This is a genomic window from Streptomyces sp. NPDC026500, from assembly GCF_055567635.1.
The window spans coordinates 38,440-59,274 of record NZ_JBVHQB010000019.1; the positions used below are offsets into that span (position 1 = coordinate 38,440).

The following is a 20,835-nucleotide window of genomic DNA, read 5'->3' on the forward strand; positions in this document are numbered from 1 at the left end:
TGGACTACGACGTCGTCCAGTCCTCGGACCATCAACGGAGAACCGCGAACGGGCCGACGGGCGCGGACGGACCTTCTTCCGCGCCAGGGCACGCGGCGCCCGCATCAGTCCTGGCCCGCGACGCGCACAGTCCCGATATTCACGTTCACCGGCAGCACGGCGACGTCCGCGATCGACGGGAACATGAACCTTTCAGGCCGAGCACGACCTCTTCGACGCCTCGGAAATGTCGGCCCAACCACCTTGCCCACGGCTCGCTTTCGGGCGATTTCGGATGCCGTCCGGGGGCGTTGTGTCGTCACCGCATCGTGGTGGTTGAGCCAGAACCGCCGCCCAGGGACAGAGCCAGCCACCCGGCGCGCGCCGGAGCGATGATTCCCCGGCCCTGCGGGAGTCTTACTGCAGGAGGCACGGACCCCGTACGGAAGGTGTGAACCGATGCACAGCCTGCACGACCTGCTTCAGGCGTACGTCGACGACGGCACGGTGCCCGGCGCGGTGGGCCTGGTGGCCCGCGGCGACCGGGTCGATGTCCGGGCCGTCGGATGCGTCGACTTCGAGGCCGGCGCTCCGATGGCACGGGACTCGATCTTCCGGATCGCTTCGATCACCAAACCGGTCACCGCGGCCGCCGTGATGATGCTGGTCGATGACGGTGCGATCAGCCTGGATGATCCGATCGAGGCGTGGCTGCCCGAGCTGGCGAAGCCCATGGTCGTACGGACACCGGCCGCCCCGGTCGACGACGTCGTCCCGGCGGTGCGGCCGATCACGGTCGCCGATCTGCTCTCCTCCCGGGCGGGTTGGGGATTTCCCTCCGACTTCACGTTGCCGCAGGTCCGGGAGCTGTTCGCGGTACAGCCGGACGGCCGGGACCCTGGGGCTCTCGCGTCACCGGAAGCGTGGCTGGCGGACCTCGCTCGGGTTCCGCTCCTCTACCAGCCGGGCGAGGCCTGGCTGTACAACACCTGCTCCGACCTCCAGGGCGTCCTGGTCTCCCGGGTCACGGGCCGTCCGTTGCCGGAGTTCCTCGCGGAGCGCGTCTTCGAGCCGCTCCGCATGACGGACACCGCGTTCGAGGTGCCGGCGAGCAAGCGGCACCGCTTCACCACCTTCTACCGGCCGGGCCCCGACGGCGGCGGGCTCACCCGGGCCGACGCCCCCGACGGGAGCTGGAGCAGCGTGCCGGCATTCCCGTCCGGCGCCGGCGGGCTGGTCTCGACCGCCGACGACTGGCTGGCCTTCGCCCGGATGCTGCTCGCCGACGGCACCGCTGGGGGCCGCGCCCTGCTGTCCCCGGCCTCCGTACGACGGATGACCACCAACCACCTCACCCGGGCCCAGCGCGACATCGGCGCGCTGTTCCTGGAGGGCCAGGGGTGGGGTTACGGCGCCCAGGTCGACATCGCCCCCACGGAACCCTGGAACGTGCCCGGCCGCTACGGCTGGATCGGCGGCACCGGGACGACGGGCCACCTCATCCCGTCCACCGGCACGGTCACCCTCCTGCTCACCCAGGTCGCCATGGCGAACCCGACGCCCACCCCGCTGATGCGGGACTTCTGGCGCGTCACCGCGCGGTGAGCAGCGTTCGTATCAACTCGTCGGCTTTGCCGAGCAGTTCGAGGTCGTGGAGGAAGAGTTCGTCACTGGTGCGGTAGCGGGTACTCACCGCGGCGCGAGAGCGGCCTCCTCGCACACGGTCCGTACATCGGGATCCTTCCGCAGTCAGGGCGTCAGACGGAACGTGGCGCACTGACCGAACTCCTGACTTCCGGAGGCGGGGAGACGCCGGCTGTCGTCTGCTGGTCACACGAGGTGATCAGCCGTCGATGGCGCCGTCCGTGTGGTGTTGTGCGGCGGACGCAACCGGACGGGTCGTTGCGGTGCTCTGGGCAGGTAGTTCGTACGTCACCTGGTGAGGAGACAGAGATGACCCCCTGGAACAGCGAGAGCCTCGGTTCCTGTGCCTTCGTCGACCCCTATGCCGCACCTTCCCGGGACGATGCCTGGCCGGCTCCGGAGCAGTCCTGCGATGGCATCGACGCCTGCCTGCCGGCGCCCGACCCCGCCCGCCGCCTCGCCTACACCCTCGACCCGCACGACCGGCGACGCCTGGACCTGCATGCGACGCTCACCGCCGCGGGCATCCCGCCGATGCCCGAAGACCGTGCCGTCATCGACCAGATCAGCGCCCTGCCCGCAGACGTCAACAACGTGCTCCAGCGCTGGCTGCACCACGCCCTGTGAACCCGAGGGAACCGCTCCGCCACACCTGGCCGGCGCCCTCGAGACCTTGCCGGCACTCGGACGCGATCCGAGCCGTCCGGTCATGGGACATCGATTGTTATCCTGCCTCGTCCTGAACAGGCCAGAGAGGTTCCGCACCATGAACAGCACCATGCCGTCGTTTCCCGAGCGGATCGAGCTCTCGGGGGAGGGGCTCGTCCTCCGTGACTGGACGGAGGCGGACCTGACGGCGATGCCGGAGCTGTTCGACCACCCCGACATCGCGTACTGGACACCGCTCGTCTCCCCCTTCGACGAAGCGGCCGCCCGCGCCCGCCTGGACCGGGACCGGCGGATGCGGGCGGAGGGCACGACCGTCCTCCTCGCCATCACTGTCGACGGCGGCGCACCGCTCGGCGAAGTGATGCTGCGGCGTGCCCCGGAGGGCACGGAACTCGGCTACGCGGTCGGTCCCGCGCACCGCGGCCAGGGGCTCGCGGTGCGGGCGGTACGGGTCATGGCCGCTTATGCCTTCGAGGAGCTGGGCGCGGGGCAGGTGATCCTGGAGCTGGAGGCAGAGAACGCCGCCAGCGTCGCCGTGGCCACCAAGGCGGGCTTCGGACTGCTCGACGTGCCGCTGATCACAGGCGAGGAGAAGGGACGCCCCTACGCCTTGCAGACGTGGGGGCTGAACCGCCCCTGACCCCCGCTTCGCGACTCGCCTGCCGCTGTCTTCGGCGACAGCAGAGCCGTTCGCAGGGACTTGGGTCTTCCTGAGGAAGATCCGGACGTGCCGCCGGTTACCCTCCTCCCCAGCCGCGAAGAGCAAGAGGCGGCGGGGGAGGAGGGACGGGGTCCGGCCGAAAGTGATCAGCCTAGGCTGATCGCCATGGCTACTGCACTCCCTGATCCGTCCACGCTCGTTGCCGATCCCCACGCTGCGTATGCCCGTCTGCGGGAGGCCGGGCCGGTGCACAGGATCACCGGGCCGGACGGTCTGCCCCTATGGATCGTCACTCGCTACGCCGACGTACGGCAACTGCTCGCCGACCCCCGGCTCTCCTTAGACAAAACACACAGGCTTCCCGGCCAGTACAAAGGCTTCACCCTGCCGGCGGCCCTCGACGCCAACCTTCTGAATATGGATCCGCCCGATCACACCCGGATCAGGCGACTGGTCACCCGGGCGTTCACCCCGGCCCGCATCCAGCGGATGCGCCCGGACATTCAGTTCCTGGCCGACCGACTACTGGACGGTGTGGCCGACCGAGGGCACGCCGACCTCGTCGCCGAGTTCGCCGCACCGCTGCCGATCACGGTCGTCTGCGACCTGCTCGGTGTGCCGCACGACTCTCGCCGCGACTTCCGCGACTGGACCGATGCGCTGGTCGCCCCGGATCCCGCGAACCCCGACGGGGCGAAGCACGCCGTCGCCGCCATGCTGTCGTACTTCCCACAACTGATCGCCGACAAGCGCCGCACGCCTGGCAACGACCTGTTGTCCGACCTGATCAACGTCCGCGACGGCAGCGACAGACTCACCGAAGACGAGCTGACGTCACTCGCGTTCCTCATTCTGTCCGCCGGCTACGAAAACACGGTGCAGCTCATCGGCACCGCCGTACTGGCGCTGCTGGACCACCCGGAGCAACTGGCCGCCCTGCGCGACAGTCCGGCCAAAGTCGATGATGCTGTCGAGGAGTTCGCACGCTTCGACGGTCCTGCGCTCCTTGCCATTCGACGCTTCCCGGTCGAAGACCTGGAGATCGGTGACGTGACGATCCCGGCGGGCCAGACGGTCATGCTGTCGCTTGCCTCCGCCAACCGTGACCCCGCCCGTTTCCACGACCCCGATCGACTCGACGTGGACAGAAGGGACAGTGGGCATGTGGCGCTCGGTCACGGCATCCACTACTGCGTGGGCGCTCCGCTGGCACGACTGGAAACACAGATCGCCGTGAGCACGCTCCTGCGCCGGTTCCCTTCCCTCCAACTGGCAGTGTCCCGTGACGAGTTGAGGTGGCGGCCCTCAATGCGGGCCCGCGGGTTGCTCGCGCTGCCGGTGAGCTTCTGACCCACCGCGTTCATCGCGGCCCATGAGGACTCGTGGGTGCGGTGGGCAGCGGCGAAGGCGGAAGTCAGTGGGGCGGCGATCCTGCGCGGCGGCCTGACGCCGCCATGGCGTCACGTCGCAGTGAAGAACTCGGTGGCGTACAAGGGCCGTCGCGGACAACCATGCGACGTATGAGTGACCGACCGGCACGATGGACCCAGGCAACCGTCTACCCCGACATGTGGGCCGACCCGGACGACGACCCCCGCAACACGCAAGGGGTCAGTCCGGACGGCGAACTCGCCACACTGCATGACTTCCTGACGGGCTATCGCATGACCCTGCGGATGAAGTGCGAGGGCCTGGACGCGGAGCAGTTGGCCCGTCGATCGGTCCCGCCGTCGACGATGTCGCTGCTCGGCCTGGTCCGGCACCTCGCCGAGGTGGAACGGGACTGGCGCAACTGGATCAGCGACGCCGACCCGCTGCCAGAGCTGTACGGCCGACGTGACGCGGACTTCGAGGAAGCTGTCGCCGATCAGGCCATGGTCGAGGCCGCGTACTCCGATCTGGAGCGTGAGCAGGGGGCGACCGACGCCGCGCTGGCTGAACACCCGGATCTGGGCGAGCGTGTGGGGAAGGACGGGATCGCGATCCGGGAGCTCATGGTGCACAGGATCGAGGAGTACGCCCGTCACTGCGGGCACGCCGACCTCTTGCGCGAGTGCACCGACGGCAGGGTGGGGCAGTGACGAGCGCCGGGTTTCACGCCCGCCCCACCACGCCGGGTTCACACCGGCGCCCACAATGCTGGGTTCACACCCGCGCCGAGAGCGGCCGCGAAAAGGGGGCGTCACGCCCCGTGCCCCGGCCCGTGCTGTCCTGGGACAGCACGGGCCGGGGCACGGTTGACGATGTGGCACAGCGCCGGGGGGCGCAGCCGTCGGGAGCCGGCGCCTGCGGTGCTGTCTGAACTGCGAGGCCCGCCCGGTTGGTTGGGGTGGCGCCCCGCGTTCTAGGTTCTACGGTCCGGTGTCGAACTCGGGAGGCTGGAGACCTGCGAGGCAACTCGTGTTCGGCGCCGTCGGGCTGTTGAAGAACGAGTTGGTGATCGCTTGGGCACACGGCGACTCGGCGAAGGTGACATGGGCGACGTAGGGGACCGTGATCGCGGTGGACCGGCTCAGCGTACGAGCCACGTACGCACCGTTGCTCGGCGCGGTCTGGGCGTCGAACCCGCCTGACATGACGAGGGTCGGGATGTTGCTTCGCGTCACGTCACGCACCGAGCGCGGTGCCGCCGGGACGTCCCAGGCGCGGCAGTCCGCATGGAGGAAGGGGAGTTGGGGTGCGTTGGCGAGCACCGAGCGGGGGAAGGAGGGGAAGGCGCGCCGCCCTCCCCGGATCACATCGGCCTCGCTCTCGAAGGGTGTCCACTCTCTGCAGAAGACGCCGTAGGCGAGCCCGTGGGCAATCCTGCCCACGGCCTGCGGGCTGAGTTTGCCCCCCGCCCACTGCTCCGCGATGCGCTGCGGGTTGCCGTGGGCCAGCTCGTCGATGGAGCGGGGCACTCCGGCCGCCACATGGGTGGCGGAGGTCAGCCAGTTCACCAGGACCCCGCCGTCCAGCACGACCTTCACCGGCGCCGGTTGGCCCGGGACCGTGACGGTGGTGGTGAGCGGTCGGGCTTCGAGCTGACGGACGAGGCGTTCGAAGGTGTCCGACAGGTTCGGATACCGGCCGTTGCAGGCGGCCTGCTCGGCGCAGGCCTTGAACAGGCCGTCGAAGCCCTGCCGTGCGGCGCTCCAGGTCACGGCACCCCCTGCCAGGGACGGCGGCAGGACACCGTCGATGCCGACCGACCGGATGCCCTTGGGGTGGTCGCGCATGTAGATGAGCGCCAGGTCGGTGCCGTAGGAGATACCGAACACGTTCCACCGCTTGATGCCCAGCGCGACGCGCAGGTCGGCGTAGTCGGTGGCGCTCTCGGTGCTGTCGTAGGCGCTGATGTCGGCGCGGCTCGCCGACTGCTCGCGGCAGACCCGCGTCGCCCTGACGTGCAGACGCCCGGTGGACGGCGCGCCGTAGACGAGGCCGAGCGCGCGTGCGTTGAACTCGTCGATGTTCGGACAGGTGAGCGTCGGGTCGGCCGAATAGGTCCCCCGCTGGGACATGAAGATCACGTCCCGGTCGCGGTTCAGGCCGCCGTCGATCGCCAGCTGGGCCTCGGAGACCGCGTCGTCGCCGGGCCCGCCGGCGAACCACACGATCGGATCGCGTGCCGGTCTGCTCGTGGCCGCCGGAACGATCGCGACGCCGAGGGTGATCTTCCGTCCCTTGTGGCGGGCACGGTTCTCGGGCACGGTGAGCGTTCCGCAGCGGGCCCCTTCGAGAGCGGGGACCGGATCCGCCGTCCTCGGGCAGGGGCCCGGCACGAAGCGGGCGTCGCCCACCGTCCGGGCGACCGTGCCGAGCGGCGCTGCGGGGACGCCCTCGGCTCGCGCGGGTGTCACGGCGAGGCCGACGGCGAGGACTCCGGCCGTTGCTCCGGCCAGCGCGGCCGGGATCCGTCGCAGGGTGCGCCGGTGGTGGGGCGGGCGGATGGACATCATGAGCTCTCCGGATCGGGGGTGATGGTGAACGGCTTCGGTGCGAGTCCCGCCACGCAGGCGGTGTCGGGCGAGACCGGACGTGTGAGGAAAGAGGCCAGGACGCTTTGCGCGCAGGGCGACTGGGGGACCACCCAGTGGCCGATGCCGGGAATCTGCACGGCGGTCGAGCGGGACAGCGTACGGCCCGTGTACGGCCCCCAGCTGGCTCCGGTCTTCGCGTCGAAGGTCCCCGAGAGGATGAGCGTCGGCACCTTGCTGACGGTCGCCACCCGCTGGACGGGGGTGCGGTCCGGGACGTTCCAGACCCGGCAGACGTCGTGCTCGAAGGGAAGCTGCGGTGCCTGGGCCAGCACCGTGTCGGGCCACCCGGGGAAGGCCCTGCGTCCGGCCTTCAGCAGGTCGGACCTCGAATATCCGGGCACCCACTCGCTGCAGGCCACCGATTGTGTGAGGCCGTGCGCGAACTCGCCGATCACGGGATTCGCCCCGGCGGCGCGGGCCTGCGCGAAGCGCTCAGGGTTTCCGTGGGCGAGTTCGTCGAGGGCCGCGGGGACGTCGACGGCGGGGACGGCGTTGGCGACCAGCAGGTTCACCAGCGCGCCCCCGTCGAGGACGACCTTCACCGGGTCTCCGCCGCCCGGCGGCGGCGTTGTCACTGTCAGGGGGTGCGCCTCCAGCCGTCGGATCTGCCGGGTCAGCGTGCGCGGGAGATCGGGGTAGCGGCTGTGGCAGCGGGGCTGGGCCGCGCACGCCGCGAAGATCGCGCCGATCCCTTCCCGGGTGCTGTCCCAGGTCCACGGCAGGCTCACGATCTGCGGAGGTACGACGGAGTCGATCGCCACCGAACGGATCCCCTGGGGGTGTCGGCGCAGGAACGTGAGGGCCAGGTCGGTGCCGTAGGAGTACCCGTAGACGTTCCACCGGTGGATGCCCAGCGCCTTGCGCAGATCGGCGAAGTCGGCGGCGTTCTCGGTGGTGTTGTACGCACTCAGGTCGACCCCGTCGGCCGTCAGACGGTCCCGGCACTTCTTCGCCGCGCGCACCAGGAGGCGACCGGTCGACGGCGCGTCGTAGCGCAGCCCCACGGCGTCCGCGTAGAACCGGTCGATCTCCGGGCAGGCGAGGTTCGGCTGCGTATAGAGGGTTCCGCGCTGGCTCATGACGATGAGATCGCGGTCCCGGTTCACACCGGCGCCGATCACGAATGGCATGTCATCGATCGCGTCGCCTCCGGGACCCCCGGTCATGAACACCACGGGGTCCTTGGCCGGGCTCGCCGACGCGGCCGGAATGATGGCGACCGTCAGCCGGATGGTCCGCCCTCCGCGGTGGGCGCGGTTCTCGGGCACCTCCAGGACCCCGCATCGCCCGGGGATCGGCTCGGGCGTCTTCGGGCAAGGACCGGGTACGAACCGTCCCGGGGGTCCCGACCGAGTCTCGCCGACGGGTGGTGACACGGCACCGCCCGGTGTCGCGCCGGCCGCTCCCATGAAGGCGAGCGAGGCTGCGACGAGCGCCATCGTGGTGCGCGCCCGCCGGGAGCGTTGCCGGGCGTACCGGTGGTGCGCCCTCCTTCGTAGGGTCCTGCCGCTCCCGCGAACGGACGGCAGGCAACCTGGACCGATGTCCTGTTCCCTCATCTGATCCCGTCTCTCTGACGGCCCCGGCCGTCTCGGCCGGGGTGACGTCGCGTGACTTCGCCCGCCGCCGCATGGCCGGGGCGGGCACTGCGTACGCCAGCCTGAGTCGGCGGGGAGACGTCCACCACTCGTGGGCTCCACTTGGGGCCTCGGCGTCACCCAGGCGTCCGTCACTCCGCTGGGCCGCGCAGTCACTCGACTGCTCCATGTGCCGCGCCCCGAGGCCGACTGACGCAGGCACAGAGCGCCCCGGCTGTGCGGGCGGCCGCCGGTGGGATGTGTCCTGTCCCCGAGCGCTCGTCACCAGGTGCTGGCGCAGGCGTGCAGGACTCGGCTGCCAGGGCGACGCCGACGCCGGTCTCTTACAGCAGGGCCGTCATGGCGCGGGGTCGGCTCCGGACGGCGCTCTTTGGTCGTCTCATGTCCGGGTGTCCTGGTGGTTCTGCTTGACCTCGACGCTCCATGCGGACGTCTTGGGGTCGGGGGCGAACCGCTACTTCAGAGGAGGGGGAACGTGCAGGCGCGAGACGTCTGTCTCTCAACATGTTCGAAGTACGGTGCTCCCGGGGCGCGTTGGCCGCGGCGCCGCCAGCAGTCCGTCAACCGTGGCTGGTGTCGATGACGCAGAACCGATTGCCCTCAGGGTCGGCGAGCACGATGAAATCGGCGTCGTCAGGATAAAGATCCCAGTCCACGCGCCGGGCGCCCAGGGCCACCAGCCGCTCGACCTCGGCTGCCTGGTCTGCCGCGTCCCCGGCATAGAGGTCCAGATGGACCCGCGGACGGGCCTGGACCACCGTCTCGCTGAGGCCGAGCGACAGTTGGGGCCCGTACCCTTCGGTCGGCACCAGCACCACCCAGTCGTCCTCCATCTCCTCGCGCGGGACGTAACCCAGAGCCTCCATCCAGAACGCGGCAGCGCGCGACACATCCGAGACACCCAACACAATGGATCCGATTCTCAGCATGCGCTGATTCTGGCGGACAGCGGCAGACTGGTCATTGACTGCGGACCCCACGGTGGGTCGAACGGTGCCTGACGCAGCGGCGCCCGACACCAGCAAGGACGAACACTGGCGGCTGTCTCAAGTCATTCGCGAGCGAGCCAGGTTCATCTACCGCTGATGTCGACGAGGGGCAGGGCGTTCGCGGGCCCGTCAACCGCGACCTGTTGGCCTGCCTGAGGTGCTGAGGCTCTGCCACCTCTGACTACCCGCGACGCGTGCCGGACCGCGCGCCAACGAGGTGCGGGCCCCGTCTCGACCGAACGTCAGGCTTCGTGGCTGGGCTCGGCGCCGGACGGGAAGCCGTAGATCCCTGGGGCATCGACCGTGTTGTCCGGGATATCGATGGGGCAGATGCCCCAGTTCCGGGCGATTCGCAGGACATCGTGTTCGCTGGGCATGGCGGCGAACCAGGCGTCCCATTCGGGTTCGCGCCAGTCCCGCCATCCGTCTTCGAGCCAACGCTGTCCGACACCCAGATCCAACTCGACGTCGGTGGGTTCGCCGATATGCAGCGGCACGTCGCCACGCTCTCCGATGTAGCAGTAGGCGCGGGTCAGCGCGCCGGATTCAACCTTGGCCCAGGCGTAGTAGTCGCCGATGCGGTCTGAGGCGAAGTACTGGACATCCCCAAGTTGCTTACTCAGCGCCTGAAGCCAGGCCGGGAAGCGTGGATCGGTGGCGTCGATTTCGGGGGGCAGATCGATCCGACCGTGGGCGATGGTCCAGTCGGGAACCGGCCTGGCCACGAAGACTCCCTGGCGGTAGGCGGCGTTGGTGCCGTCCTCCCAGTCCACGATCCGCCGGTCTCGCAGGCCGAGGGCGTCGGCGACCTCCTCCGGTCCGGCGTCGTGCACAGCGAGCCATGACGTCTTGTAGCCGAAGCCCATGATTCCTCCAACCGAGGGGAATCGTCGCACCTGGTACTGACACTCTTTGGGCCGTGCCGGAACCTGGAAGGACGCTCAACGACGAGCAATGCTGACGACCGTCGACAGCCAAGTCGCTGTCGCCGGCCGCGGTGACCCGATTGACCGTCCAGTGGCAGGCTGACCACGCCGCCTCCCGGGACCGGGATGCTGTCCATGCACCAGGGTGGAACCGGGTGGAACCACGCACCATGCCATCAGCGTCCGTCACGGGCATGGGCGGGCATGGGCGAAACTCCACTGGACGGGACATGACCACCACTTCAAAGACGACCGGCGGCGCCGGATGGCTCCTTGCCGGTCTCGGCGCGGTGACAGCGGCACTTGTGTGGGCACCGCGGGCAGCGTTCAGTATCGACGGCGGGTTCGAGGGCCATGCCCGTAACCTGAGGGTGGTCTACGTCGACCTTCCGCTCATCGTGCTCGGCGGCGCTCTGGTGCCGCTCCTGGCCTGGTCGCTGACCACACGCTGGACAGGCCGACCGTGGGTCTCGGTACTCGCGGCCTTGGCCACGCTCGTGCTCGGGACATGGGGACTGATGGAGTGGTGGACCCCTCGACAGCACCCGGACCCGGGCTACGGACCAGGACTCTGACTCTCCGCCGACGGCGACTCCCATGTCCAGCCGAAACGGTGGCTGCGACAGCCTGGCTACAGGCGTCGACCGTGAAGGTGACGCCTTCGTCGATGGCTACCGCTCGTCATCGATTCGGCGGGGTGCCCGGGACTGGCCTGGAGGTTGCTGAGAGGGCCGGAAAAGTGTTGCGGGGCAGGCGTGGCGGCTGCATCATCCACCGGATGGACGACATGCCGAGCCGATTCCCGGCTTCTCTGCCGACCCTGCGTGCCGCGGCGCGCGAAGCGGGCTTCATCAGATCCTGCGAGGAGCGCACGGGCAGCTTGCTGGCCGTCCTCGCGGCTGCCTGTCCCGGTGGCCGCATCCTCGAACTCGGCACGGGCGTGGGCGAGGGTACCGCCTGGCTTCTCAGTGGGATGGACAGCGCTTCTCATCTGGTCACGATCGAACTCGACGAGGCCGTACAGAAGGTCGCCCGCGAGGAGTTGGGGTCCGATCCGCGGGTGACCCTTGTGGCCGGGGACGGTGGCGCATGGCTGCAGAACTACGACGGGGAGCCGTTCGACTTGGTGTTCGCGGACACCTGGCCCGGCAAGTTCAGCCACCTGGAACGGGCCTTGCAACTCGTGGCCCTCGGCGGAACGTACCTGATCGACGACCTCGACCCGCAGCCCGACTGGCCGGAAGACCACGGAGCCGCGGTCAAGCGTCTCCTGGTCGACCTGGAGGTACGAGAGGACTTTCACTCCGTGCGTATGGCATGGGCGAGCGGGCTCCTTATGGCGGTGCGGTCAGCCCGGGCTTGAGGACGATCAACAGTGCGAAGACCGGCTGGTGATCCGGCCGCCCTCACCCGCTCACCCGCTCCGACGGCACCCCGCTCATCGCCGCGCCGCAGACGCCGAACCGCCACGGCCGCCTCCGCGAGGTCCGGGTCCCGGCCGCCACGGGCCGCCTCGGCGGTGGCCTGGTCCGGCCGTACGTCGCCGTCGCACGACAGCCAAGTCCCTTGACTGCGCCCCCCGGCGGGCGTACGCCGAGGATCGCCCGAGGTGATGTGCCCGAGGGTGACCCGCTCCAGCCCGTTCTCGTCCTTCTTGGCCGACACGGTGCGGTGAACGCCGTAGGCATGATTTACCGGCCGGGAACTCCGAGGTCGGCCATATGGACACCGCGAGAGTGGACATGCTCTGATGCCAAGTGCTGATCTCTGTGGGCGGGGTCCGAGGAGGGTTTCATCCTCCACCGCCGCGCTCCGGAGGACGCCGCAGCCCGAACAATGCCCGCCAAGCGGAAAACCCCACTCCGGGTCTCAACCGGCATACCGGAAACGGGTTTCCCCCACAGCAAGCAGAACGGATGTTGCGCATGAGGACTGCTTCAAAGGGGCGACGGCTGAGATCCGCACGGCAGCAGGTGAGCGTCGCCGCTGCCCTGGCCGTGGCCGCCGCCATGACACTGACAGGCGCTGACTCAGCGTCAGCCAATGGTGCGCACAGCCATCGAATCCCAACCCTCTCGTCGGGGGACGCACGCTTCGAGATCCTCTCGCCCACGCTGATCCGTACCGAATACGCGGGCGACGGGAAGTTCACCGACGAACCGACCTTCAACGCCATCGGCCGCGAAGGGTTCGAGCCGGCCGCCTACAGTGCCGGCACGTCCAACGGCTGGCTCACCATACGGACGAGCGCGATGAGCCTGCGCTACAAGGTCGGCTCCGGACCGTTCAATGCCCAGAACCTTTCAGTGCAGTTGGCGGCGGGACCCACTCCCGTGACTGCCGCGCCCTGGCAGCGTCTGACCTGCACGCTCGGCGCACTGTGTGAGGCCGAGAATCTGCGTCTCAACGGGCTTTCCGTAGCCTCCGACCACGCCGGCCACACCGGGACGGGCTTCGCTGCGGGATTCGAAGGCACTGGCAGCTCGGCGTCTGCTGACATCGATGTCAAAGACGATGGGACCTATCAGCTCGACCTGCGGTACGCCAACTCCCGTGGCGGTGACGGCCAGACCCTGACCCGCACCTTGACGCTCTCCGTGGACGGCGGAGCGCAGCAGACGGTGTCTTTGCCGGTCACGGCGAACTGGGACACGTGGAACGTCACCAAGGCGAACGTCCAACTCGGCGCGGGTCACCACACGCTCGCCCTGACCCGAACCGCCGCGGACTCCGGCAATGTCAATGTCGACAGCGTCGCGCTCGTCCGGCCCGGCGACACCTACCCGCCCGTCTCCAGCACCGCGATCACGGACTGCCTGTACGGCGTGAGTTGTGAGGCGGAGGCCGGACGCATCGGCGGTACAGCGGTCAACGCCACGGATCACAAGGGATATTCCGGCACTGGCTTCGCCGGTGACCTCCACCAAGGATCGAGCCTGACGACCCATGTGGTCGGCGTGCCGGCCAACGGTGTCTACACCCTAAGGGTGCGCTACGCCAACGGCATCGGCGGCGACGGCCTCCACCAGGCGCGCACCGCCACGGTGTCCGCCGCGGGCTCCAACAGCACCATGTCGTTCCCCGCCACAACAGACTGGGGTGATTGGCAGTCGGCCTCGGTGTCCGTCACCCTTGCGGCGGGCACGGACGACATCACTCTCGGCTGCCCCGGCACGGCCAGCTGTCACATCAACGCGGACACCGTCTCGGTGGCCGCCCCCGGGGCGGCCACGCCACCGCCTCACATGGCGCTCGGCGGATACCGCCGAGGCCTCGACGGCGTGACCGGCAACGAAGACTCCCTTGTCACCACGCCTGGCCTGCTCAACCAGGACGGTTGGTATCTGTTGGACGACACGCCGTCAGCGCTGTACGACACCACATCGCAGAAGGCGACGCCCCGCCCGGACCATGGCGGCGCGCCCTACCAGGACGGCTACGTCTTCGGCTACGGACACGACTACAAGCGGGGACTCACCGATCTGGCCACGCTGACCGGACCGCCCGCACTGCTGCCGCAGTGGGCATATGGCGTCTGGTACTCGGAGTACATCGACCGCACCGCGGCGGACTACCAGAACGCCATTCTCCCGGCGTTCCGCTCCGAAGGCACGCCGCTGGACGTCCTGGTGACCGACACGGACTTCAAAGCCGTGAACAATTGGAGCGGTTGGGAGATGGATCCCGCGAAGTTCCCCGATCTCCAGGGCTTCTTCGACTGGTCGGCATCCCAGGGCCTGCACAACACACTCAATGTGCACCCCAGCATTCTCGCGTCCGATCCCCAGTTCGCCCAGGCGCAGGCCACGGCCAAGGGCAAGCTGACAAAGGACGGTTGCGCCTCGGGCGCCAACGTCGAGAACAACTGCTACACCTTCGACTTCGGCGACCCGGACCAGCTCAAGGCGTATATGGACCTGCACCGGACCATGGATCAGCAGGGCAACGACTTCTGGTGGCTCGACTGGTGCTGCGACGCATCGCGCTCGTCGCTGCCGGGCGTGACCCCGGACGCCTGGATCAACCAGCAGTACGCGACCGCCGGCGCCAAGACCCTCGGCCGCGGATTCGTTCTCTCGCGTGCGTACGGCTCGTTGCAGGCGGCCGGGTACAGCGGCCAGCAGGGGCTGCCGACCGGACCGTGGGCGGACAAGCGAACCACCGTCCACTTCACCGGCGACACCTCCTCGACGTGGGGCACATTGAAACTGGAGGTCGGTTACACCCCGGGCGAGTCCGCCGCGACCGGGATGGCCGCCATCACCCACGACATCGGCGGCCACAACGACACGACAGGGCTGACCGGTTCGGAGACGTACACCGAAGGCGGGCAGAGCCGCACCACGCACAAACTGCCCGACGACCTGTACGCCCGGTGGGTCCAGTTCGGAGCCTTCCAGCCGATCGACCGCCTGCACAGCAACCACAGCGACCGGCTGCCCTGGCAGTACGGCACGGCGGCGCGCCAATCGGCCGACAAGTTCCTCAATCTCCGCGAGAACCTGGTGCCCTACACCTACACGCTCGCCGAGGAGGCGAACCGCACCGGCGTGCCGATCGTCCGTCCCACTTACCTGGAGTACCCCGACGAGCCCCAGGCGTACGCTGCCGCCAACAGCGAGTACTTCTACGGCTCCGACATACTGGTCGCCCCCGTGACCACGCCGGGCACCTCTGCCACCACCTCGGTATGGCTCCCGCCCGGCCAGTGGACCAACTACTTCACCGGCGAGACCTACACCGGCGGCGGCATCCAGGACGTGACCACCGACCTGAACTCGATGCCGGTGTTCATCAAGGCGGGCGGCATCCTGCCCACCCGCACCCACGACGTGTCCAGCAACGACCGAAGCCCCCTGACCGATGTCACGCTCACCTTCGCGACCGGTTCGTCGGGGTCGTTCCACCTCTACGAGGACAACGGGACGACCAAGAAGAAGAGCCAAAGCGCCACAACGACCATCCGGTACCGGCAGAACGGTCCGCGCCACACGGTGTCGATCCGGCCGGTGCAGGGTTCCTTCCCCGGTCAGGTGAAGACCCGCCAGTGGACGCTCTCACTCCTGGGGACCCACGCACCCACCAAGGTCTCAGCGACCGGCATGCAACTGTCCCCGCACGCGTACCACTGGGACAGCACCTCCAAGGTTCTGACCATCACGCTCCCACGCCAGAGCGTGCACGCCCCGATCACCGTCACCTACCAGTAGCTCGGTCCGCACCCGCTGAGTGGCGTTGACAACTCTGCCCGTCCGTCGCCTGCCGATGGGCGGGCAGAAGCCTGCGCATACCGGTGCCACCCAGCGTCTTGAATGAGGCCTTGCGGCTCTGGGGCACCGGAGGTTGGCGATGAGAGCGGGCCGTGATCGCCCGCCGCGTGCTGCGGGGTCTTTTGCGGGTGACCCGGGGTAGTCGCGATGCCCCAGGAATCATTGGTTCGTTCAAGACTGAGTGGAGGTCCCACTGCCGAGGGCCCAAGCCTCGATGTCGCGGTAGTGGATCGGTCCGCTGCTACGGCCGACGTTGCTGCCGACCAGGTGCAGACGTTCGGCGGCCCACTCGTGGCCGGTGAATTCCGCGATCCCTTGGGCGATTTCCGCTGCCGAGGTTCGGTCTCCTCTGCGGGCACGGGCCAACGTCAGATGGGGGCGGAGCGGTCGGTCCTCCAAGATGACCCCGCAGTCCTTGACGACGGTACGCACATCGGCGGCGAGCTTGTGCAGCGCGTCGAGGTCTCCGTCGATTCCGCTCCACAGCACGCGGTCGTCGAACCTACCGCTGCCGCGCAGTGACAGGCAGAGTGGTTGGTGGTGCGCGGCGAGGTCGGCGAGTGCCGGTCGCAGGAGTGGCACTGTCCCAACCGGCAGTTCTCCCAGGAACGCGAGGGTGATGTGCCAGTCCTCAATGCGGTTCCACCGCATGTGAGGGTGTGTTTCGTAGGCGGGGCCCAACTCCCGGGCCAGTTCTTCTTTCGCGTGGTCAGGTGGGGCAAGAGCGATGAACACGCGAACGGTCGCGGGCTGCGTCTGATCGTTCACACCAGAATTCATACCGCACCTGCCACCGGTGACGGCGCCCGCACCGTTCGCCGCTGCGGACCCGCCCCAGGCCAAGCCGCTGCCGGGCCCACCATCGGTTTGGAAGGTCACCAGGCCGGGGGAGTGGCTGCCGGATTCCGTGTAGTGGTGGATCACCTCTTCCATCGCCCAGTGGTAGTTCGTGCGCCCCATGTGGCCGAGGTTTTCATGGAGTTTGCTGATGCGGCCCAGGGCAGCCGGGATGCTCCTGAGTCATTGGCCCTGTTGCTACGACGTAGCCGGCGAGTTCCCCCGCGATTGAGACGGGGGTACGAAGTGGGCGATGGTGTGGTGCCGGCCCGCCCGATCGCCGTCCTGGCAAGATGGCGGGATGGAACGTGTGCTTGGAATCGGTGGATACTTCATGCGGGCCTCCGACCCGGTGTCCCTGGGCGCTTGGTATCGCGATTGCCTGGGCCTGGACGCCGATGAGAACGGCCTGTGGCATCAGGGCGCCGGGCCGACGGTGTTCGCGACGTTCGAGTCCGAGACCGACTACTTCGGGTCCCGCGCCCAGCAGACGATGCTCAACTTCCGGGTCCGCGACCTGGATGCGATGCTCGCGCAATTGCGCGCCAAGGGAGCGGACGTGGTGCAAGAGACGCAGGACATGGAGGGTGTCGGTCGATTCGGCTGGGTCATCGATCCCGAGGGCAATCGGGTCGAGCTGTGGGAGCCCGCCTGACCGCGTCTTCACGTGGGCGGTGACGTAAGCACGAGCCGGCCGGCCCAGCTCGCCGTCGCCCATCTCCGCAACGGTCACCGCTACGCCCGACTCGCGGCCGGGTTGGGTGTCGGCAGGCGCTCGACACCGCGGTCCGCGAGGCCAAGCACGGCGGTCGGTCACCGGTCATCAACGACGGCATGCCCGACACCGCGCTCCGCGGCCCCAAGGCCGCAGCTTTCGACGACACCGCGCTCCGCCGCCCCAAGGCCGCGGCTTTCGACGACACCCGTGCGCCGCTGTCCGCCGGAATCAGCGCATGCGACGAACCACCGCGCCCTCGCCGATCACGCCCGACGAGAGGCGTACCCCGAGGCCGTCGACCACGTCCACACCGACCTCGGCGCCCTCCCGAGCGGTGAATTCCCGGGTCCTCATGTGGCGACGGCATAGCCGATCTCAGTGATTTCCTCGGCCAAGTCCGACAGGTTTGTCTCCCGGTTCAACGACGACACGAGTTCCGGGGTCAGGGGTCGCAACGCATACACATGACGTACCGCTGCCAGGTCCACGGCAACCTCGTAATAGTCCTCGGCGAACCGCTGGTATGCCTCGGGTGAACGATCCACGAGCAGTTGGAACAGCCGCTCCGCCCCGTCAGGATCGTCATGGCCTGCGGGAAACTCGGTCGTTCCGTGTCTCCATTGGGTGTCCGTCGCCGCGCGCCATATGCAGGCAGTCACGACAGGCACATTCTTCTCGTCCGTGAACGCCGGCTCCTCGACCCAGGGCCTGAAGACCGGCGGGACACCGTCGATCACACCAGGCCAGGGTTCGCCATCATGGGCATACGGGCTCATCGGCGATTCATGGTCGAATCCGCGGACGTAGGCACCTACTGCCGAGAAAATGATGGAGTACTCGTTGCCGGAGCCGTTGCGCATCGAGGCCATCTCTTCACCGTCGGCCCAGGCGGAGTCGAAGGAGTGGTACCGATACTCCCAGTCAGGGCTGAGGATCGTATCGAGCACCGCCAGGGAGCGGCACAGGTTCCGCAGGTCATCGATGGCAGGCAGTTGTCGAGCGATGTCATGTGCAGTCACGCGCTCATCCAACCGGATGCCTCTGACACCTTTATGCCTGTGACAGTCGGATGCCTGTGACACCCCGACGGCTCGACGAAGGACGTCACGACCAGTAACAAGTCCGGAGCGGTTCAAAGCCAACAGGCGGCACCGCGACCGGGACCCTCCGCCGGGGAGCCGCAGGCCGCTCCCCGGCTCGTGGCCCGCGCCGGCCGTCAGCCCTCCTCGCGCAAGCCCCACGGAGAGCCGTACTCGGTGAGCAGGTCGAGGAAGGGGCGGGGCGGCAAGGCTTCCGGGCCGAGAACACCGCTGGCCGACCAGGCTCCACCCGCGACGAGTTCGAGAGCGACGACAGGGTTGACGGCGGTCTGCCACACCACCGCCTGGGATCCGTACTCGCGCATCGACCATTGGTTGTCGACCACGTGGTAGAGGTAGACCTCGCGAGCCGAGCCGTCCTTGGTGCCCTTGACCCAGGTGCCCGCACAGGTCTTGCCGGTCATGCGGTCGCCCAGCGTGGCCGGGTCGGGCAGGCAGGCGGCGACCACGTCGCGCGGGGAGACCGCCACGGGCCCGTTCTCCGAGGGGACGGTGACCTTCTTGGTGGCGTCCAGACCCAGCTCATGGAGGGTCTTCAGCTTGTCGATGAAGTCGTCGCCGAGGCCGTACTTGAACGTCACACGGCGGGCGTCGACCCAGCGGGGGATGAGCAGGACCTCCTCGTGTTCGACGTTGACGCACTCCACCGGGCCGATGCCCTCGGGGAAGTCGAAGACCTCAGGTTCGCTGAAGGGTTCGGTGGTGAACCAGCCGCGATCCTTCTCGTAGACCACCGGCGGATTGAGGCACTCCTCGATGGTCGTCCAGATGCTGAAGGACGGGGCGAAGTCGTAGCCCTCGACCGTCAGGTTGGCGCCGTCGCGGACGCCGATCTCGTCGATCTCGTCGAAGAGCTCGTCGGCTGCGTACCGGGCGAAGACGTCCGACAGGCCCGGCTCCACACCCATGCCGACCAGGGCCAGCCTCCCGGAGCGTTCCCACGGACCGGCCTGTTCGAACTGTGCGTCGCCGAGCTTTACGCCGCATCGCTCGTACGGGTGGCCGGCGTGCGGCGCGGACAGGGACATCGCCATGTCGACATAGTGCGTGCCTGCCGCGAGGGCCGCGTTGAACAGCGGCATCACGAACCGCGGATCGGTCGCGTTGAGCAGGGCGTCACACTTCTCCTCGGTGAGCGCCTGACGTACCGCGTCCTCGTCGGAGGCGTCCAGGCGCCGCGCGCTGAACCGGTCCCCGTGTTCCTTGAGCGCCGCGACGGCTGCCTCGGCGCGCGCGAGGTCGTAGTCCGCGACGACCATGTGGGTCAGGAAGTCGCGACGGGCCGCGATCCGCGTGACGGCCGTGCCCACGCCGCCTGCGCCCACGAGAAGAACTCGCATGTCACACACCTTTCGTCGCCGGAGACGGACGCCTCCGGGGTTGGAGAGATGCAACGGGATGCCCTGGGTTAAGGTCAACAGTGTTGGCATAGGAGTCCAGGTCCGGTCGGAAGGGAGAGTTGGCGTGGCGAAACAGGTGGTGCCGGAGGCGGCACGGCGCAGGCGTCGGCCGACGAGGCAGGGCACGGTGCTGTCCGAGAAGCTGATCGTGCAAACGGCGTTGCGGATGCTGCGAGAGCACGGCAGCACGGGACTGACGGCACGCAGGCTGGGCGCGGTGCTCGGAGCCGACCCCAGCACCCTCTACCGTTACTTCGCCGGACTGGACGACCTGACCAGGGCCATCGGGGAGGAGTTGATGGGGCGGGCGCTGGACACCTGGACGGCCACCGGAGAGTGGCGGTCCGACCTGCGGGCGCTCGGCCAGGCCATTCATGCCTCCTACCTCGCCCATCCCCAGGCCGCTGTGCTGACCGCCAGCCGAGTCACCGGCCGGCCGCGGGAGATCGCGGTGGACGAGGCGATCCTCGGCATCCTGCGCACCGCGGGCTTCCCGGACGCGGACGCGGTCGTCGTCTACCACGCGTTCATCGATCTCACTCTGGCCTTCGCGGCCCTGGACGCCGGGTCGCTGGCGCTGACGGACGAGGCCCGCGCGGCGGACGAGGAGATGTGGAACTCCACCTACGCCGATCTGCCTGCCGACAGCCACCCGCACATCGCGGCCACCGCGCGGCTCCTGGCCGGACGGATGACGCACAGTGCCTACCCCGTGGTCCTCGACACGCTGCTGAACAGCGCGGCAGAGCAGCTCGCCTGGGCGCGCGCCCGGCGATATCCCCACGCCGCAAGCACGCAAAAGCCCTGACTGCGAGGCTTATGCCAACGGTAATGGTCTCTCCACGCCCCAGCACCTTTCCTCACCACCGTGACGTTCGGCCGGCTGCGTGACCTGTGCCGCGATCCATGGTCCGGACACCCGCGCCAACGGCCTGTCGGCGCCGTGTCGCCGCCAGGGGCGGAACTCACTCGCTGTCTGGGTGTGTGCGACGTTTCGGGGTGGGCGGGGCGACACCTCATGG

General features: G+C 68.7%; 18 protein-coding genes. 10 read left to right on the top strand and 8 right to left on the bottom strand.

The features are described 5' to 3' along the window. The first annotated feature begins 438 nt into the window (after positions 1–438). The 5 genes from ACZ4N5_RS30040 to ACZ4N5_RS30060 all read left to right on the top strand — a co-directional run bounded on the left by ACZ4N5_RS30040 (position 439) and on the right by ACZ4N5_RS30060 (position 5,034). Positions 439–1,584, top strand: a complete 1,146-nt coding sequence (locus ACZ4N5_RS30040) for a serine hydrolase domain-containing protein (protein ID WP_467760185.1) — start codon at positions 439–441, stop codon at positions 1,582–1,584. A gap of 348 nt (positions 1,585–1,932) precedes the next feature. After that, entirely contained in the window at positions 1,933–2,250 is a 318-nt protein-coding gene (locus ACZ4N5_RS30045; protein WP_467760186.1) for a hypothetical protein, read from the top strand. Between the two features lie 139 nt (positions 2,251–2,389). Continuing rightward, positions 2,390–2,932 (top strand): GNAT family N-acetyltransferase, encoded by a 543-nt coding sequence (locus ACZ4N5_RS30050; RefSeq protein ID WP_467760187.1) that lies wholly within the window; start codon positions 2,390–2,392, stop codon positions 2,930–2,932. A gap of 186 nt (positions 2,933–3,118) precedes the next feature. Continuing rightward, complete coding sequence (locus tag ACZ4N5_RS30055; RefSeq protein WP_467760188.1) at positions 3,119–4,303, top strand: cytochrome P450 family protein; 1,185 nt, start codon at positions 3,119–3,121, stop codon at positions 4,301–4,303. A 161-nt stretch (positions 4,304–4,464) separates the two neighbouring features. After that, on the top strand, positions 4,465–5,034 hold the full coding sequence (locus ACZ4N5_RS30060) for a DinB family protein (RefSeq protein ID WP_467760189.1): 570 nt from the start codon (positions 4,465–4,467) through the stop codon (positions 5,032–5,034). 270 nt (positions 5,035–5,304) lie between these two features. Here ACZ4N5_RS30060 and ACZ4N5_RS30065 read toward each other — a convergent pair whose 3' ends face one another. The 4 genes from ACZ4N5_RS30065 to ACZ4N5_RS30080 form a co-directional block, all read right to left on the bottom strand. Further along, positions 5,305–6,894 carry an alpha/beta fold hydrolase gene (locus tag ACZ4N5_RS30065; protein ID WP_467760190.1) on the bottom strand — a complete coding sequence of 530 codons (1,590 nt, stop codon included), beginning with the start codon at positions 6,892–6,894 and terminating at the stop codon, positions 5,305–5,307. Next, positions 6,891–8,243: an alpha/beta fold hydrolase gene (locus ACZ4N5_RS30070; RefSeq protein WP_467760191.1), complete on the bottom strand. Its 1,353-nt coding sequence runs from the start codon at positions 8,241–8,243 to the stop codon at positions 6,891–6,893. The genes ACZ4N5_RS30065 and ACZ4N5_RS30070 overlap by 4 nt, the downstream gene beginning before the upstream one ends. 890 nt (positions 8,244–9,133) lie before the next feature. Continuing rightward, on the bottom strand, positions 9,134–9,502 hold the full coding sequence (locus tag ACZ4N5_RS30075) for a VOC family protein (protein ID WP_467760192.1): 369 nt from the start codon (positions 9,500–9,502) through the stop codon (positions 9,134–9,136). Positions 9,503–9,804: 302 nt separating this feature from the next. Continuing rightward, positions 9,805–10,428 (bottom strand): hypothetical protein, encoded by a 624-nt coding sequence (locus tag ACZ4N5_RS30080; RefSeq protein WP_467760193.1) that lies wholly within the window; start codon positions 10,426–10,428, stop codon positions 9,805–9,807. Positions 10,429–10,718: 290 nt separating this feature from the next. Here ACZ4N5_RS30080 and ACZ4N5_RS30085 point away from each other — a divergent pair, with 290 nt between their 5' ends. From ACZ4N5_RS30085 to ACZ4N5_RS30095, 3 genes are all read left to right on the top strand, one after another. Next, the gene (locus ACZ4N5_RS30085; protein ID WP_467760194.1) at positions 10,719–11,063 is read left to right on the top strand and encodes a hypothetical protein; all 345 of its coding nucleotides are present in this window, start codon (positions 10,719–10,721) and stop codon (positions 11,061–11,063) included. A 203-nt stretch (positions 11,064–11,266) separates the two neighbouring features. Then, complete coding sequence (locus ACZ4N5_RS30090) at positions 11,267–11,851, top strand: O-methyltransferase (protein WP_467760195.1); 585 nt, start codon at positions 11,267–11,269, stop codon at positions 11,849–11,851. 646 nt (positions 11,852–12,497) lie between these two features. Then, positions 12,498–15,698 carry a TIM-barrel domain-containing protein gene (locus tag ACZ4N5_RS30095; RefSeq protein ID WP_467760298.1) on the top strand — a complete coding sequence of 1,067 codons (3,201 nt, stop codon included), beginning with the start codon at positions 12,498–12,500 and terminating at the stop codon, positions 15,696–15,698. Between the two features lie 231 nt (positions 15,699–15,929). Here ACZ4N5_RS30095 and thpR read toward each other — a convergent pair whose 3' ends face one another. Further along, positions 15,930–16,538: an RNA 2',3'-cyclic phosphodiesterase gene (gene thpR, locus ACZ4N5_RS30100; protein ID WP_467760299.1), complete on the bottom strand. Its 609-nt coding sequence runs from the start codon at positions 16,536–16,538 to the stop codon at positions 15,930–15,932. Positions 16,539–16,896: 358 nt separating this feature from the next. On the opposite strand from thpR, the gene ACZ4N5_RS30105 reads away from it, so the two are divergent. Continuing rightward, entirely contained in the window at positions 16,897–17,250 is a 354-nt protein-coding gene (locus ACZ4N5_RS30105; protein WP_467760196.1) for a VOC family protein, read from the top strand. A gap of 291 nt (positions 17,251–17,541) precedes the next feature. Here the strand turns inward: ACZ4N5_RS30105 and ACZ4N5_RS30110 are convergent, their stop codons facing one another. From ACZ4N5_RS30110 to ACZ4N5_RS30120, 3 genes are all read right to left on the bottom strand, one after another. Then, positions 17,542–17,667: a hypothetical protein gene (locus tag ACZ4N5_RS30110; protein ID WP_467760197.1), complete on the bottom strand. Its 126-nt coding sequence runs from the start codon at positions 17,665–17,667 to the stop codon at positions 17,542–17,544. Beyond that, the gene (locus tag ACZ4N5_RS30115; RefSeq protein ID WP_467760198.1) at positions 17,664–18,332 is read right to left on the bottom strand and encodes a hypothetical protein; all 669 of its coding nucleotides are present in this window, start codon (positions 18,330–18,332) and stop codon (positions 17,664–17,666) included. Before ACZ4N5_RS30115 ends, ACZ4N5_RS30110 begins: the two co-directional genes overlap by 4 nt. Before the next feature lie 197 nt (positions 18,333–18,529). Next, positions 18,530–19,753 carry a saccharopine dehydrogenase family protein gene (locus tag ACZ4N5_RS30120; RefSeq protein ID WP_467760199.1) on the bottom strand — a complete coding sequence of 408 codons (1,224 nt, stop codon included), beginning with the start codon at positions 19,751–19,753 and terminating at the stop codon, positions 18,530–18,532. 124 nt (positions 19,754–19,877) lie between these two features. Between ACZ4N5_RS30120 and ACZ4N5_RS30125 the strand changes: the two genes are divergently transcribed. After that, positions 19,878–20,621, top strand: a complete 744-nt coding sequence (locus ACZ4N5_RS30125; RefSeq protein ID WP_467760200.1) for a TetR/AcrR family transcriptional regulator — start codon at positions 19,878–19,880, stop codon at positions 20,619–20,621. The last annotated feature ends 214 nt before the right edge of the window (positions 20,622–20,835 follow it).